Source organism: Stutzerimonas tarimensis, assembly GCF_042648805.1.
In the GTDB taxonomy this organism is placed as follows: Bacteria; Pseudomonadota; Gammaproteobacteria; order Pseudomonadales; family Pseudomonadaceae; genus Azomonas; species Azomonas tarimensis.
In genome coordinates this window covers 118,200-131,958 of the sequence record NZ_JBHRXZ010000022.1, presented here as the reverse complement: position 1 = coordinate 131,958, position 13,759 = coordinate 118,200, and the positions used below count along the sequence as shown (strand labels likewise).

The following is a 13,759-nucleotide window of genomic DNA, read 5'->3' as shown; positions in this document are numbered from 1 at the left end:
GCGGCCGCGAACGAAATGGCAACAGACCCTAGAGGGCGACCTCGCAGCGATTGCGGCCGCCATGCTTGGCCTGGTAGAGCGCGCGGTCGGCCCGTTGCAGCAGGGGCTTGTAGTCGGGGTGGCCGTCGTGCACCGCCAGGCCGATGCTTACGGTCAGGTGCAACTCGCCCTGGGGAATCCTGAAGGGCTCGCGGGAAATCAGCTGGCGCAGTTTCTCCGCCGTGGCCAGGGCTTTTGCCGGATCGATGTCGACCAGGATCAGCAAGAATTCCTCACCACCCAGGCGAAACGCATAGTCGCCGCCACGGGTGTTGCACAGGAGCAGCCCGGCGAGCTGTTGCAGGACCATGTCGCCCGCTTCGTGACCATGGGTATCGTTGATTGGTTTGAAATGGTCCACGTCGATCATCAGCACCGCAAAACTGTGGCCGGACTGGCGACAATGCAGGACTTCCTTGCCCAGCACCACCGGCAGAAACTTGCGGTTGAGCAGCCGCGTGAGCACGTCGCGGCCGGCGTCCAGGTCGCAGGCCTGCTCGAACAGGCTGTCGAGCAGGAACTTGATGGACTTGGTGGCCTCGCGTACCTGCCGCAGCAGATGCAGGCTGTCCTCCGCCGTACGGTACGGCCCGGAGACGCCCATCAAGGGCAGGCCGAGGTCGATGTCCTCGATCGACTTGAGGATGCTGGCGCACTCTGGCGAGCCCTGGAAAGCATGCGAAGCCTTGTGGCGAAACCACAGGCCGAATTCCGAGCTGGCCAGCGAGGGCAACTCATCGGCGCTGTCCCCGGATGCCAGGGCAAACATCAGCTGGTTTTCCCAGTCGAGCAAAGCGGCGCGCTGGCGCTCCTTTTCGGCGCCGACATTCTGCGAAACGGAAAACAGGCGGTAGGCTTCCTCCGCACGCGAGTTGCGATCATGGGACTGGGAGAAGGCGTGGCACATGATCTCGATGGCCAGATCCACCAGGCCGTTGGCCAGTCCGCTCGCCTCGCGCCAGGTTGCAGGCGGGAAGCTCTCCTGGACCTGGATTGCCAGGCGCTCTTTCAGACAGCGCGCCCCGCGCAGGACCAGGCTGACGGGAATTTCGATGCGCGCATGAACATGCCCCACCCGGTGCTGCAGTTCGATCAGCTCCTGCACGTCCGCTAGCGTGCGGGCAGCAAAGAGCGTGGCGATCCAGCCGCTCATGGACCGGTGCAGACCCGAGCGGACCTGGTCATGGTGAAGAAAGCTGGCCGATGCCGGGTCGGCCAGCATCTCATCGTAGAACTGGGTGGCCAGGTCGCTGGCGAAATCCTGGGCGATGTCACGCAGCGCGCTGGCCACATCCATCGGGTAACGCTCGACCAGACCCTGCCACTCGGCGATGAGCTGTTCGGTGGGAAAAGATTGCATCGACACACTCGTTTCCTGGCAGGAGCAGTTCCTGCGTGACCTATGACCGCGGCGCCGGAAGCTGGGCCTCCAGTTCCCTCACCTGCGCCTGTACCCAGGCTTCGGCGCGCTGGTTCAGTGCTGCCACTGCCCGCGGCCCTTCGCCTTCGAGCCACATCGGCGGGCCGATCACCACGTCGATGGTGCCGGGATGCTTCTTCCAGCCCAGCCGCGGCCAGAAACTGCCCGCGTTATGCGCAATGGGCAGCACCGGAACGCCGGCGCTGGCGGCCAGCGCGGCACCGCTGCGGGAGAACTTGCCGGGCTCGCCCACGGGGGCACGGGTGCCCTCGGGGAAGATCAGCACCCAGACCCCCTGCTGCAGCCGTTCGAGGCCCTGGCTGGCCACCTGGCGCAGCGCTTCCTTGGGGTTGTCGCGGTCGATGGCGATGGGCTTGAGCAGGCGGATCGCCCAGCCAAAACAGGGCACATGCAGCAGCTCGCGCTTGAGCACCTGGGTCATGGGCTCGAATTGCGCGGTGAGAAAGAAGGTTTCCCAGGTGCTCTGGTGGTTGGCGAGGATCACACAGGGCCGTTCCGGCACCTGCTCGAGACCGCTGATCCGGTAGTCGATGCCCACGATCGTCCGCGCCAGCCACACTGCCGCGCGGCACCAGCGCTGGGCAACGAAACGGTAGCGGCCGCGAAACGACAGGAAGGGGCCGACCAGTATGCTGGCGACGCACCAGACCACTGCGCTGAGGCACAGGGCCAGGTAGAACAGCAGCGTACGCAGATTCTGCAGCAGGTTCATCGCTGGATTCCCAGCAGATGGTCGGCGACCGCCGCCAGGTCGTCGAAGACCTTTGTCCCCGGCGGCAGCGATCCCTTCAAGGTACGCAGGCCCTTGCCGGTCCTGACCAGGTAGGGCAGGCCGCCGAGGAGCATGCCGGCATGCAGGTCGCGATGGCTGTCGCCCACCACCGGCACGCCCTTGAGATCAGGCATGTGGAAGTGTTCGGCGACGCTGCGGAACAGCCCGGGCAGCGGTTTGCGGCACTGACAGCCGTCATCCGGCCCGTGCGGGCAGTGCACGATGAGTTCGATGCGTCCGCCCAGCGCCATGACCTGCTGCTGCAGGTGAAAGTGCATGTCGCTCAGGGTCTGGGCGTCGAGCAGGCCGCGTGCCAGCCCCGACTGGTTGGTGGCCACGGCCACCGTCCAGCCGGCGCGGCAGAGGCGTGCGATGGCCTCCAGCGAACCGGGGATCGGGAGCCACTCCTGGACCGACTTGACGAAGGCGTCGGAGTCCTCGTTGATCACGCCGTCGCGGTCGAGCACGATCAGTTTCATCGGTCTAGCCAAGTGCGGAAATATCGGCGACACCAAGGAACAGTCCTCTCAGCTTGGCCAGCAGGGCATAGCGGTTGGCCCGCACGTCGGCATCCTCGGCATTGACCAGCACCGCCTCGAAGAAGGCGTCGATCGGGTCGCGCAGGTTGGCCAGACGCTCCAGTGCCTCACGGTAGCGGCGTTCGGCAGCCAGCGGCACGACGGCATGGTCGGCCTGTTGGATCGCCGAATACAGCGAGAACTCGCAGGCGTTGTCGAAGTAGCGTGGCTCGATGGCCTCGGGCAGCCGGCCGTCGTACTTGTCCAGCAGGTTGGAGACGCGCTTGTTGGCGGCGGCCAGGGCCTCGGCTTCAGGCAGCGCGCGGAAGGCCTGGACAGCCTGCACCCGCTGGTCGAAGTCGAGTGCCGAGCGCGGCTGCACGGCGCGTACCGCCAGGTACACCGTCACCTCCACGCCCTCGTCCTCGTAGCGCGCACGCAGGCGATCGAAGATGAACTCCAGTACCTGGGAGGCCAGGCCGTCGGCCTTGACCTTGTCGCCGTAGCCGGCCACGGCGATCTCTACCGCACGCACCAGGTCCAGCTCCAGGTTCTTTTCGATGAGGATGCGCAGCACGCCAAGGGCGGCACGACGCAGGGCATAGGGGTCCTTGCTGCCGGTGGGCAGCATGCCGATGCCGAAGATGCCGACCAGGGTGTCGAGCTTGTCCGCCACCGCCAGGGCAGCGCCTGTCAGGGTCTCGGGCAGCTCGGCACCGGCGCCGCGTGGCATGTACTGCTCGTTGAGGGCCAGGGCCACGTCGCGCGGCTCGCCATTGTGCAGGGCGTAGTAGTAGCCAGCGATGCCCTGCATCTCCGGAAACTCGCCGACCATCTCGGAGGCCAGGTCGCACTTGCTCAGCAGGCCGGCGCGGGCGGCGTGCTCGGGCTCGCCACCGATCTGCCCGGCAATCTGCGCGGCCAGGCGCGAGACGCGCACGGCCTTGTCGTAGACGCTGCCAAGCTGTGCCTGGAAGACCACGTGGGCCAGGCGCTCGTTGAAGCTTTCCAGTGGCTGCTTCTGGTCCTGCCGATAGAAGAATTCGGCGTCGGTGAGGCGCGGGCGCACCACCTTCTCGTTTCCGGAAACGATCTGCGCCGGGTCAAGGCTCTCGACATTGGCCACGGTGATGAAGCGCGGCAGCAGACGGGCCTCTTCGTCCAGCAGGCAGAAGTACTTCTGGTTGTCCTGCATGGTGGAGATCAGCGCCTCCTGGGGCACTTCGAGGAAGCGCTCCTCGAAAGAGCAGACCAGAGGCACTGGCCACTCGACCAGCGCGGTCACCTCGTCCAGCAGCTCGGTGGGAACCACGGCGCGGCCTTCCTGCTCCTTGGCCAACTGGTTGACGCGGGCTTCGATCAGCGCGCGGCGCTCGGCGAAATCAGCGATTACCGAGGCCTTGCGCAACTCCTCGGCATAGGCCGCCGGCGAGGTGATCAGCACCGGCTCGGGATGGTGGAAGCGATGACCGCGGGACTCGCGACCGGCGCGCTGAGCGAGCAGCTCGCAGTCGATGACCCCGTTGCCGAACAGCATCACCAGCCACTGGGTCGGACGGACGAACTCTTCCTTGCGCGCGCCCCAGCGCATCCGCTTGGGAATCGGCAGATCGTTCAGCGAGGCTTCGACGATATCCGGCAACAGACTGGCCGCCGGCTGACCGGGAATGGTACGGGAAAAGCGCAGCTTCGGCCCGCTGCGGTCGATCTCGGCCAGGTCCACGCCGCACTTGCGGGCGAAGCCGAGGGCGGCCTGGGTCGGCAGTCCTTCGGCATCGAAGGCGGCCTGCAGCGGCGGACCGTCGAGATTGATGGCGCGATCCGGCTGCTCGGTGGAAAGCGCCTCGACCAGCACTGCCAGGCGCCGCGGCGCCGCGTAGACGCGCACCGCGCCGTGCATCAGGCTGGCATCTTTAAGACCCAGCAGAATGCCGTCGCGGAAGGCATTGCCGAGGGCTTTGAGCGCCTTGGGTGGGAGTTCTTCGGTACCCAGTTCGACCAGAAAATCGAGAGCACTCATTCAGCAGCCTCCAGCTTGGCCAGGACTTCGTCACGCAGTTCGGGGGTGGCCATCGGGAAGCCAAGGCGCGCGCGCGCCTGCAAATAGCTCTGGGCGACGGCGCGGGCCAAGGTGCGCACGCGCAGGATGTAGCGCTGGCGCTCGGTTACCGAGATGGCCCGGCGCGCGTCGAGCAGGTTGAAGGTGTGCGAGGCCTTGAGGACCATTTCGTAGGTCGGCAGCGGCAGCTGCAGCTCGCTGAGGCGGTTGGCCTCGCTCTCATAGAAGTCGAACAGCTCGAACAGCTTCTCGACATTGGCGTGCTCGAAGTTATAGGCCGACTGTTCCACCTCGTTCTGGTGGAACACGTCGCCATAGGTCACGACGCCGAAGGGGCCATCGGAATAGACCAGGTCATACACCGAGTCGACGCCCTGCAGGTACATGGCCAGGCGTTCCAGGCCATAGGTGATCTCGCCGGTGACCGGGTAGCACTCGATGCCGCCGACCTGCTGGAAGTAGGTGAACTGGGTCACTTCCATGCCGTTCAGCCAGATCTCCCAGCCCAGGCCCCAGGCACCGAGCGTGGGCGATTCCCAGTTGTCCTCGACGAAGCGCACGTCGTGCACCAGCGGGTCGATGCCAATGGCCTTCAGGGAACCGAGGTAGAGCTCCTGGAAGTTGGCCGGGTTGGGCTTGAGAACCACTTGGAACTGGTAGTAGTGCTGCAGACGGTTGGGGTTGTCGCCGTAGCGACCGTCGGCAGGGCGGCGGGAAGGCTGCACGTAGGCGGCGTTCCAGGATTCCGGGCCGATGGCGCGCAGGAAGGTGGCCGTGTGGAAGGTTCCGGCGCCCACTTCCATGTCGTAGGGCTGCAGCAGTACGCAACCCTGCTCGGCCCAGTAGTGTTGCAGGGCGAGGATCAGGTCCTGGAAGGTGCGCACGGCGGGCATTGTCTGGCTCAAGAGTTCACCTGTGCTGGGCTTCGACGTAAAACGCCGGAGTATACCCGATCGCTCCGCTGCTGACCCAGCGCACAGGGCCCCGTCGCAAGGCCTGCCGCGCCTCCCGCCAGGCGAAGCGCGAGCGGTCCCGTGCAGGAGCGGCAGGGAGCTGGCGCAGGCGTTAGACTAGGCGCTGGTAGCTGAGCTGGAGTGTCCCGGTGGAAAAGATCAAAGGCGCCATCGTCGTCGGCCTGTTGCGCGCCCTGGCCAGCCTGCCCTGGCCGATGGTGCAGCGACTCGGCGGGCTGATCGGCTGGCTGATGTGGCGACTGCCCAACCGCTCGCGGAAAGTGGCGCGAATCAACCTGTCCAGGTGCTTTCCCGAGCTGAGTGCGGCCGAGCAGCAGGCGTTGCTTGGTCGAACCCTGAAAGACACCGGCAAGACCCTGGCCGAGAGCGCCTGCGCCTGGATCTGGCCGCCGGAAAAGTCGCTGGCACTGGTGCGTGAGGTGGAAGGGCTCGAGGTGCTGCAGGAAGCGCTGGCCTCGGGCAAGGGGGTGGTCGGCATCACCAGCCATCTGGGCAACTGGGAGATGCTCAACCATTTCTTCTGCTCGCAGTGCAATCCGATCATCTTCTACCGACCGCCCAAGCTCAAGGCAGTGGACGAGTTGCTGCGGGTGCAGCGGGTGCAGCTCGGCAACCGGGTCGCGCCGTCCACCCGAGAAGGGATTCTCAGCGTGATCAAGGAAGTGCGCCGGGGCGGTGTGGTGGGAATCCCGGCCGATCCGGAGCCGTCCGAGGCCAGCGGCATCTTCGTGCCCTTTTTCGCTACCCAGGCGCTGAGCAGCAAGTTCGTTCCCGGCATGCTCGCCGGTGGCAAGGCGCTCGGGGTGTTCCTGCACGCGGTGCGCCTGGAGGACGGCTCGGGCTATAAAGTAATTATCGAAGCGGCGCCGGATGCCATGTACAGTCTCGAACCGGCAACCGGGGTCGCTGCGATGAGCCGGGTGGTGGAGCGCTACGTGCGTACCTGGCCCAGCCAGTACATGTGGACCATGAAGCGCTTCAAGAAACGGCCCCCCGGAGAAGCGCGCTGGTATTGACGCAAGGAGGTGGAAAGCAGATGAAAAACATGCGGCAGCACCCGCGCACCAATCTGAATTGCCGAATCCGGATCTGTCACGAGAGCCTTGGCGAAGTGGTGGCGCAGACCCGCGACCTCTCCGATGGCGGGGTGTACGTCAAGCACCCGCTGCTGGCCAACCTGAGCTGCGGCACGCTGGTCACCGGCCAGGTTCAGGACCTGCCGATTCCGGCGCCCCTGCTGGAGATGGAAGTGATGCGCGTCGACGCCGAAGGCGCCGGCCTGCGCTTTGTCCGCCGCGAGGAGTCGTAGGGCCGGGCTCCGGGCCGATCAGAAGAACGTCAGTCCCGCCTGGAACAGGCGCTCCACATCGCGGATGTGCTTCTTGTCCACAAGGAACAGGATCACATGGTCGCCCGATTCGATTACCGTATTGTCATGGGCGATCAATACCTCTTCGTCGCGGATCACCGCGCCGATGGTGGTGCCGGGCGGCAGGCCAATGCGGTCGATGGTGCGGCCTACCACCTTGCTCGAGCGGGCATCGCCGTGGGCGATGACTTCGATGGCTTCCGCCGCGCCTCGCCGCAGGGAATGGGCGCTGACGATGTCGCCACGACGCACGTGGGTCAGTAGCGAGCCGATGGTGGCCAACTGCGGGCTGATGGCCACGTCGATCTCGCCGCCCTGGATGAGGTCGACGTAGGCGGGGTTGTTGATGATGCTCATCACCTTGCGCGCGCCGAGCCGCTTGGCCAGCAGCGAGGACATGATGTTGGCTTCGTCGTCATTGGTCAGGGCGAGGAAGATGTCCGCCTCGTTGACGTTTTCCTCCACCAGCAGGTCGCGGTCCGAGGCGCTGCCCTGAAGCACGATGGCACTGTCCAGGACATCGGACAGATGCCGGCAGCGAGACGGGTTCATCTCGATGATCTTGACCTGATAGCGACTCTCGATGGCCTCGGCCAAGCGCTCGCCGATGTTGCCGCCGCCAGCGATGACGATCCGCTTGTAGCTGTCCTCGATCCGCCGCATCTCGCTCATGACAGCGCGGATATGGGCCTTGGCGGCAATGAAGAACACTTCGTCGTCCGCCTCGATGACGGTGTCGCCCTTGGGCAGGATCGGCCGGTTGCGGCGGAAGATCGCCGCCACGCGGGTGTCCACGTTGGGCATGTGGTTTTTTAGCTGGCGCAACTCCTGGCCCACCAGCGGGCCACCGTAATAGGCCTTGACCGCCACCAGCTGGGCCTTGCCCTGGGCGAAGTCGATCACCTGCAGCGAGCCGGGGTATTCGATCAGCCGCTTGATGTAATTGGTGACCAGTTGCTCGGGGCTGATCAGTACGTCGACCGGAATCGCCTCGTTGTCGAACAGGTCGCCGCGCACCAGGTAGGCCGCCTCGCGCACCCGGGCGATCTTGGTCGGGGTATGGAACAGGGTAAAGGCGACCTGGCAGGCGACCATGTTGGTTTCGTCGCTGTTGGTCACCGCCACCAGCATGTCCGCGTCGTCGGCGCCGGCCTGGCGCAGCACGGTCGGAAAGGAGCCGCGGCCGACCACGGTACGGATGTCCAAGCGATCATTGAGGTCGCGCAGGCGGTCGGCGTCGGTGTCGACGATGGTGATGTCGTTGGCTTCGCTGGCCAGGTGTTCGGCAAGGGTCCCGCCCACCTGTCCCGCACCCAGGATGATGATTTTCACGAACGCGCTGCTCCTCTGGCGGACACTCGCCCAGGCTGTGCTGTCATCGGCTGGCTGGCGCGGCGGCCACCTTGATCAGTTTGGCGTAATAGAAGCCGTCATGCCCCTCGGCCTGCGGCAGCAGCTGACGACCGTGGGGTTGCGCCAGGCCGAACGCGCCGGCAATGGCCAGCTCGCGGGCGCCGGGTGTGCGGGCGAGGAAGGCCGCGATGGTATCGCTGTTTTCCTCTGGCAGCACCGAGCAGGTCGCGTAGAGCAGGATGCCGCCGACTTCCAGGGTTTCCCAGAGCGCATCGAGCAGTTGCCCCTGCAGCGCGGCCAGGGCGGCGATGTCGGCTTCCTGGCGGGTCAGCTTGATGTCCGGATGGCGACGAATCACCCCGGTGGCAGAGCAGGGGGCGTCGAGCAGAATGCGCTGGAACGGCTGGCCGTCCCACCAGGCCGCGAGCTCGCGGGCATCGGCCGCGATCAGTCGGGCCTGCAACTGAAGACGGCTGAGGTTCTCGCGGACTCGGCCGAGGCGGCCTGGCTCCCCGTCGATGGCCACCAGTTCAGCCAGCGCCGGTTGCCGTTCCAGCAGATGGCAGGTCTTGCCGCCGGGCGCGCAGCAGGCATCGAGCACGCGCTGCCCCGGGGCCAGTTCGAGCAGCCCGGCGCTGAGTTGGGCGGCTTCGTCCTGCACGCTGAAGCGGCCCTCGGCGAAACCCGGCAGGCCCGGCACCTCGCAGGGTATGGCCAGGCGGATGCCGTCCTCGCTGTAGGGGCAGGCAAAGGTCTCGATCGAAGCATCGGCGAGTTCGGCCAGATAGTCGTCGCGGCTTGTCTGGCGGCGGTTGACCCGTAGCGTCAGCGGTGGGTGCAGGTTGTTTGCCGCGCAGATCGCTTCCCAGTGTTCCGGCCAGTCGGCCTTGAGGCGCTTCTGCAGCCAGCGCGGATGGGCGACGCGAATCACCGGGTCGTGCTCCAGCTCCGCCAGCAGGGCCTCGCCTTCCCGTTGCGCGCGGCGCAGCACGGCATTGAGCAAACCCTTGGCCCAGGGTTTCTTCAGCTTGTCGACGCAGCCGACGGTTTCGCCGATGGCGGCATGCGGCGGGATTCTCGTGTAGAGCAACTGGTAGAGGCCGACGAGGAGCAGCGCCTCGACATCGCGATCGCCTGCCTTGAACGGCTTCTGCAACAGGCTCGCGGCAAGGCCGGCCAGACGCGGCTGCCAGCGAGCGGTGCCAAACGCCAGCTCCTGGGTCAGCCCGCGGTCACGTGGGGCGACCTGGCTCAGGGGTTCCGGCAGGCTGCCGCCGAGCGAGGCCTTGCCGCCGAGTACCGCGGCCAGGGCGCGGGCGGCAGCGAGACGCGGGCTCAGGCTCACTGGCCGAGAACCGTGCCGACGGCGAATTGCTCGCGGCGGCTGTTGTAGAGGTCGGCAAAGTCCAGCGGCCTGCCGCCAGGCAGCTGCAACCGGCTCAGGCGTAGCGCGGCCTCACCACAGGCTATCAGCAGTCCGTCGCGGCTGGCCTCCAGAATTTCGCCCGGCTTGCCCTGGCCCTGGGCTTCACAGGCGCCGTGGATTTTCAGCGTGGCACTGTCAAGCGTGCTGTGGCAGATCGGCCAGGGGTGAAAGGCCCTGATCCGTCGGGCCAGCTCGGACGCTGGTCGGCTCCAGTCCAGCCGGGCCTCGTCCTTGTTCAGCTTGTGGGCGTAGGTGGCCTGGCTGTCGTCCTGCCGGACAGCATTCAGAGTGCCCGCGGCCAGTGCCTCGACACCCTCCACCAGCGCCTGTGCGCCCAGCCGGGCCAGCCGGTCGTGCAGGCTGCCGCCAGTGTCTCCAGGCTCGATAGGGGTGCGGACCTTGAGCAGCATCGGGCCGGTATCGAGTCCGGCTTCCATCTGCATCAGGGTCACGCCGGTCTCGGCGTCACCTGCCTCGATGGCGCGCTGGATCGGCGCGGCACCGCGCCAGCGTGGCAGCAGCGAGGCGTGGCTGTTGATGCAGCCGAGGCGCGGGATGTCCAGGACCGCTTGGGGCAGGATCAGGCCGTAGGCGACCACCACCAGCAGGTCGGGCTGCAGCGCGGCCAGTTCGGCCTGGGCCTCGGGGTCGCGCAGCGATGCCGGCTGCAGCACTGCGATGCCCTGCTGGCTCGCCAGCTGCTTCACCGGGCTCGGCATCAGCTTCTGGCCGCGCCCGGCAGGACGGTCGGGCTGGGTATAGCAGGCGATGATCAGGTGACGGCTGGCCAGCAACGCCGCCAGGTGTTCAGCGGCGAAATCCGGCGTGCCGGCAAAGACGATGCGCAAGGGCTGGGTCATGGGGCTCTGCTTGAAACGTGGAAAAGGCCTGCATGCAGGCCTTGCGGGACGGTCAGGCGCGTTGGCGGTGCTGCTTTTCGAGCTTCTTGCGGATGCGATCGCGCTTGAGATTGGACAGGTAGTCGACGAACAGCTTGCCGTTGAGGTGATCGCATTCGTGCTGGATGCACACGGCCAGCAGGCCCTCGGCGATCAGCTCGTAGGGCTGGCCGTCGCGGTCGAGGGCCTTGACCCGGACCTTCAGCGGGCGATCGACGCCTTCGTAAAAGCCGGGCACCGACAGGCAGCCTTCCTGGTATTCGCCCATCTCCTCGCACAGTGGCTCGATCTCAGGGTTGATGAACACCCGCGGCTCGGCATCGTCCTCCAGGTCCATCACCACCACCCGCTGGTGAACATTCACCTGGGTCGCGGCCAGGCCGATACCCTGCGCGTCGTACATGGTTTCGAACATGTCATCGACCAGTTGCCGGATGTCGTCGTCCACCTCCTCGACCGGCTTGGCAACCGTGCGCAGGCGCGGATCGGGAAACTCCAGAATGTTCAATATGGCCATAGATGTTTGTGATCCACTTATGGAATCGGGTCATTTTCCGCTGCTAAGATGGCGAGCGGCTTAATACCCTGCCAGGCCGGTGCGTGGCAGGTCCGGCAGGACCGCCCGGCGAGTCCGGACCACGCACAGCGGATTGCATAGGCCTCGTAACGAGCAGCCACATCATAAAGGGATTCACCATATGAGGAAAACACTAGTCGTCCTGCTGCTGGTCGCTGCCGGGGGGCTGGCTCAGGCCGCGGTAGAGCTCAAGGAAGGGCATCCCGAGCAATACACCGTGACTCAGGGAGACACCTTGTGGCACATCTCCGGGCGTTTCCTCAGCAAGCCCTGGGAATGGCCGCAACTCTGGCACGCCAATCCACAGATCGAGAACCCGCACCTGATCTATCCCGGTGACGTGCTCAGCCTCGTCTACATCGACGGCCAGCCGCGGCTTAGCCTCGAGCGGGGGGCCTCGCGCGGGACCATCAAGCTGTCGCCGCGCATCCGCACCACGCCGATGGCCGAGGCGATCCCGAGCATTCCGCTGGACGCCATCAACAGCTTTCTGCTGAAGAACCGCATCGTCGAGGATACCCAGGAGCTGCAGCGCGCGCCCTACATCGTCGCCGGCAATGCCGAGCGCGTGGTCAGTGGTCAGGGCGACCGCATCTATGCGCGTGGTGCCTTCGACAGCTCGCTGCCGAGCTACAACCTGTTCCGCCAGGGCAAGACCTACCTGGATCCAATCAGTGGGGAGATGCTCGGCATCAACCTGGACGACATCGGCAGCGGCGACATGGTCGCGGTCGAGGGCGACATCGCCACCATCAGGCTGACCCGCACCACCCAGGAAGCTCGCCTCGGCGACCGCCTGCTGCCTGGCGAGGAGCGTGCCATTACCTCGCGCTTCATGCCGAGCCCGCCGTCGTCGTCCATCGACGGCCTGATTCTCGACGTGCCGCGCGGCGTCTCGCAGATCGGCCAGCTCGATGTGGTCACGCTGAACAAGGGTGCGCGTGACGGCCTTGCCGAGGGGAACGTGCTGGCGGTCTACAAGACCGGCGAGACCGTGCGTGATCGTCTCACCGGCGAACAGGTCAAGATCCCCGATGAGCGCGCCGGCCTGCTGATGGTGTTCCGCACCTACGACAAGCTCAGCTATGGCGTGATCCTGCAGGCCGAGCGGTCGCTGGCCGTGATGGACAAGGTCCGTAACCCCTGATCGCCAATCGCTGGTCTCTCTCGCGCGCCGCCAGGATGCGGCGCCGCAGGACAAGGAACCGTCATGTCCCTGCTGTCTCCTTCCGAGTGCGAGGCGCGCCTGCGCCTGCATGCACTGCCTGAGCTTGGTCCGCGCCGCCTGCGCAAGCTTCTGCAAGCCTTTCCCGATGCTTCCTCGGCGCTGAGTGCACCTGCAAGTGCCTGGCGCGCGCTTGGCCTGCCGGCTGCCTGTGCCGAGGCGCGGCGTACCGAGGCGGTGCGCCGCCAGGCTGGCCGTGCGCTGGCCTGGCTGGAGGCGGCGAACCACCACCTGCTGTGCTGGGACGACCCGCGCTATCCGGCGTTGCTGGCGGAGCTGCCCGATGCGCCCGCGCTGCTGTTCGTGGCGGGCGAGCCTGCCCTGCTCGAGCGTCCACAGCTGGCCATGGTCGGTAGCCGGCGTGCCTCGCAGCCAGGGCTCGACAACGCCAGTGCCTTTGCCCGGAGCCTTGCTGGCGCCGGCTTCGTCGTCACCAGCGGGCTGGCGCTGGGCATCGACGGCGCGGCCCACCAAGGCGCGCTCGCCGTCGGCGGCGACACCGTGGCGGTTCTCGGAACCGGGCTCGAGCACCTCTATCCGTCGCGTCACAAACCGCTGGCGGCGAATATCCTTGCCAGGGGCGGGGCCCTGGTGTCCGAGTTGCCGCTGGACTGCGCGCCCCATGCGAGCAACTTCCCCCGCCGCAACCGCATCATCAGCGGGCTTTCGCTGGGCGTGCTGGTGGTCGAGGCAAGCCCTTCGAGCGGTTCGCTGATCACTGCGCGGCTGGCGCTGGAGCAGGGGCGCGAGGTGTTCGCGATACCAGGTCCCATCCATCATCCGGGCGCGCGTGGCTGCCATGAGCTGATCCGCCAGGGTGCGACCCTGGTGGAATGCGTGCCGGACATCCTCGAGGCGTTGCGCGGTTGGCAGCAGGTGGCGCCGGTCGCCTTGCCATCGCGGCCATTGCCTGCTGACGGGGCGGACGCCAGCCATCCGCTGATGCGCCACCTGCGTGCGGCGCCCATGAGCAGCGAGGCCCTGGCCGCTGCTGCCGGTCTGCCGCTACCGGAACTGCTGAGCGCACTCACCGACCTGGAGATCGAGGGGCGCATCCTCTGCGAGGGAGGGCTCTGGCTGCCACGCAATTAGCTTTGGCAACGATCC

Annotated in this window: 13 protein-coding genes; 4 read left to right on the top strand and 9 right to left on the bottom strand. The window is 66.4% G+C overall.

What is annotated here, in order from left to right:
* Positions 1-28: 28 nt before the first annotated feature.
* The 5 genes from ACFOMF_RS09745 to glyQ are packed head-to-tail and all read right to left on the bottom strand — an operon-like array spanning position 29 to position 5,734.
* Positions 29-1,399 (bottom strand): diguanylate cyclase, encoded by a 1,371-nt coding sequence (locus tag ACFOMF_RS09745; RefSeq protein WP_386364264.1) that lies wholly within the window; start codon positions 1,397-1,399, stop codon positions 29-31.
* A gap of 40 nt (positions 1,400-1,439) precedes the next feature.
* Positions 1,440-2,192 carry a lysophospholipid acyltransferase family protein gene (locus ACFOMF_RS09740; RefSeq protein WP_386364262.1) on the bottom strand — a complete coding sequence of 251 codons (753 nt, stop codon included), beginning with the start codon at positions 2,190-2,192 and terminating at the stop codon, positions 1,440-1,442.
* On the bottom strand, positions 2,189-2,731 hold the full coding sequence (gmhB, locus tag ACFOMF_RS09735; protein WP_386364260.1) for a D-glycero-beta-D-manno-heptose 1,7-bisphosphate 7-phosphatase: 543 nt from the start codon (positions 2,729-2,731) through the stop codon (positions 2,189-2,191). The genes ACFOMF_RS09740 and gmhB overlap by 4 nt, the downstream gene beginning before the upstream one ends.
* Positions 2,732-2,735: 4 nt before the next feature.
* Entirely contained in the window at positions 2,736-4,790 is a 2,055-nt protein-coding gene (glyS, locus tag ACFOMF_RS09730) for a glycine--tRNA ligase subunit beta (RefSeq protein WP_386364258.1), read from the bottom strand.
* Positions 4,787-5,734 carry a glycine--tRNA ligase subunit alpha gene (glyQ, locus tag ACFOMF_RS09725; protein WP_386364255.1) on the bottom strand — a complete coding sequence of 316 codons (948 nt, stop codon included), beginning with the start codon at positions 5,732-5,734 and terminating at the stop codon, positions 4,787-4,789. The genes glyS and glyQ overlap by 4 nt, the downstream gene beginning before the upstream one ends.
* 197 nt (positions 5,735-5,931) lie before the next feature.
* Here glyQ and ACFOMF_RS09720 point away from each other — a divergent pair, with 197 nt between their 5' ends.
* Complete coding sequence (locus ACFOMF_RS09720; protein ID WP_386364253.1) at positions 5,932-6,819, top strand: lysophospholipid acyltransferase; 888 nt, start codon at positions 5,932-5,934, stop codon at positions 6,817-6,819.
* Between the two features lie 20 nt (positions 6,820-6,839).
* Complete coding sequence (locus tag ACFOMF_RS09715) at positions 6,840-7,112, top strand: PilZ domain-containing protein (RefSeq protein WP_386364252.1); 273 nt, start codon at positions 6,840-6,842, stop codon at positions 7,110-7,112.
* Positions 7,113-7,130: 18 nt separating this feature from the next.
* Here ACFOMF_RS09715 and trkA read toward each other — a convergent pair whose 3' ends face one another.
* Genes trkA through def form a run of 4 tightly spaced genes read right to left on the bottom strand, consistent with a single transcriptional unit; the run spans position 7,131 to position 11,367 of the window.
* The gene (gene trkA / locus ACFOMF_RS09710) at positions 7,131-8,504 is read right to left on the bottom strand and encodes a Trk system potassium transporter TrkA (RefSeq protein WP_386364250.1); all 1,374 of its coding nucleotides are present in this window, start codon (positions 8,502-8,504) and stop codon (positions 7,131-7,133) included.
* A gap of 43 nt (positions 8,505-8,547) precedes the next feature.
* Positions 8,548-9,864, bottom strand: a complete 1,317-nt coding sequence (rsmB, locus tag ACFOMF_RS09705; protein ID WP_386365781.1) for a 16S rRNA (cytosine(967)-C(5))-methyltransferase RsmB — start codon at positions 9,862-9,864, stop codon at positions 8,548-8,550.
* Between the two features lie 2 nt (positions 9,865-9,866).
* Positions 9,867-10,811 (bottom strand): methionyl-tRNA formyltransferase, encoded by a 945-nt coding sequence (gene fmt / locus ACFOMF_RS09700; RefSeq protein WP_386364248.1) that lies wholly within the window; start codon positions 10,809-10,811, stop codon positions 9,867-9,869.
* Between the two features lie 52 nt (positions 10,812-10,863).
* On the bottom strand, positions 10,864-11,367 hold the full coding sequence (def, locus tag ACFOMF_RS09695; RefSeq protein WP_386364246.1) for a peptide deformylase: 504 nt from the start codon (positions 11,365-11,367) through the stop codon (positions 10,864-10,866).
* Positions 11,368-11,548: 181 nt separating this feature from the next.
* Here def and ACFOMF_RS09690 point away from each other — a divergent pair, with 181 nt between their 5' ends.
* Together ACFOMF_RS09690 and dprA are read left to right on the top strand one after the other, a co-directional pair.
* Positions 11,549-12,574, top strand: coding sequence for a LysM peptidoglycan-binding domain-containing protein (locus ACFOMF_RS09690; protein ID WP_386364244.1), 1,026 nt, complete (start codon positions 11,549-11,551; stop codon positions 12,572-12,574).
* Positions 12,575-12,637: 63 nt separating this feature from the next.
* Entirely contained in the window at positions 12,638-13,744 is a 1,107-nt protein-coding gene (gene dprA / locus ACFOMF_RS09685) for a DNA-processing protein DprA (protein WP_386364242.1), read from the top strand.
* Positions 13,745-13,759: the final 15 nt, after the last annotated feature.

Bases quoted from the DNA above. Each gene is read 5' to 3' on its own strand.
- ACFOMF_RS09690 (WP_386364244.1), top strand. From the start codon at position 11,549: ATGAGGAAAACACTAGTCGTCCTGCTGCTGGTCGCTGCCGGGGGGCTG.
- ACFOMF_RS09740 (WP_386364262.1), bottom strand. From the start codon at position 2,192: ATGAACCTGCTGCAGAATCTGCGTACGCTGCTGTTCTACCTGGCCCTG.
- ACFOMF_RS09745 (WP_386364264.1), bottom strand. From the start codon at position 1,399: ATGCAATCTTTTCCCACCGAACAGCTCATCGCCGAGTGGCAGGGTCTG.
- fmt (WP_386364248.1), bottom strand. From the start codon at position 10,811: ATGACCCAGCCCTTGCGCATCGTCTTTGCCGGCACGCCGGATTTCGCC.
- dprA (WP_386364242.1), top strand. From the start codon at position 12,638: ATGTCCCTGCTGTCTCCTTCCGAGTGCGAGGCGCGCCTGCGCCTGCAT.
- def (WP_386364246.1), bottom strand. From the start codon at position 11,367: ATGGCCATATTGAACATTCTGGAGTTTCCCGATCCGCGCCTGCGCACG.
- gmhB (WP_386364260.1), bottom strand. From the start codon at position 2,731: ATGAAACTGATCGTGCTCGACCGCGACGGCGTGATCAACGAGGACTCC.
- ACFOMF_RS09715 (WP_386364252.1), top strand. From the start codon at position 6,840: ATGAAAAACATGCGGCAGCACCCGCGCACCAATCTGAATTGCCGAATC.
- glyS (WP_386364258.1), bottom strand. From the start codon at position 4,790: ATGAGTGCTCTCGATTTTCTGGTCGAACTGGGTACCGAAGAACTCCCA.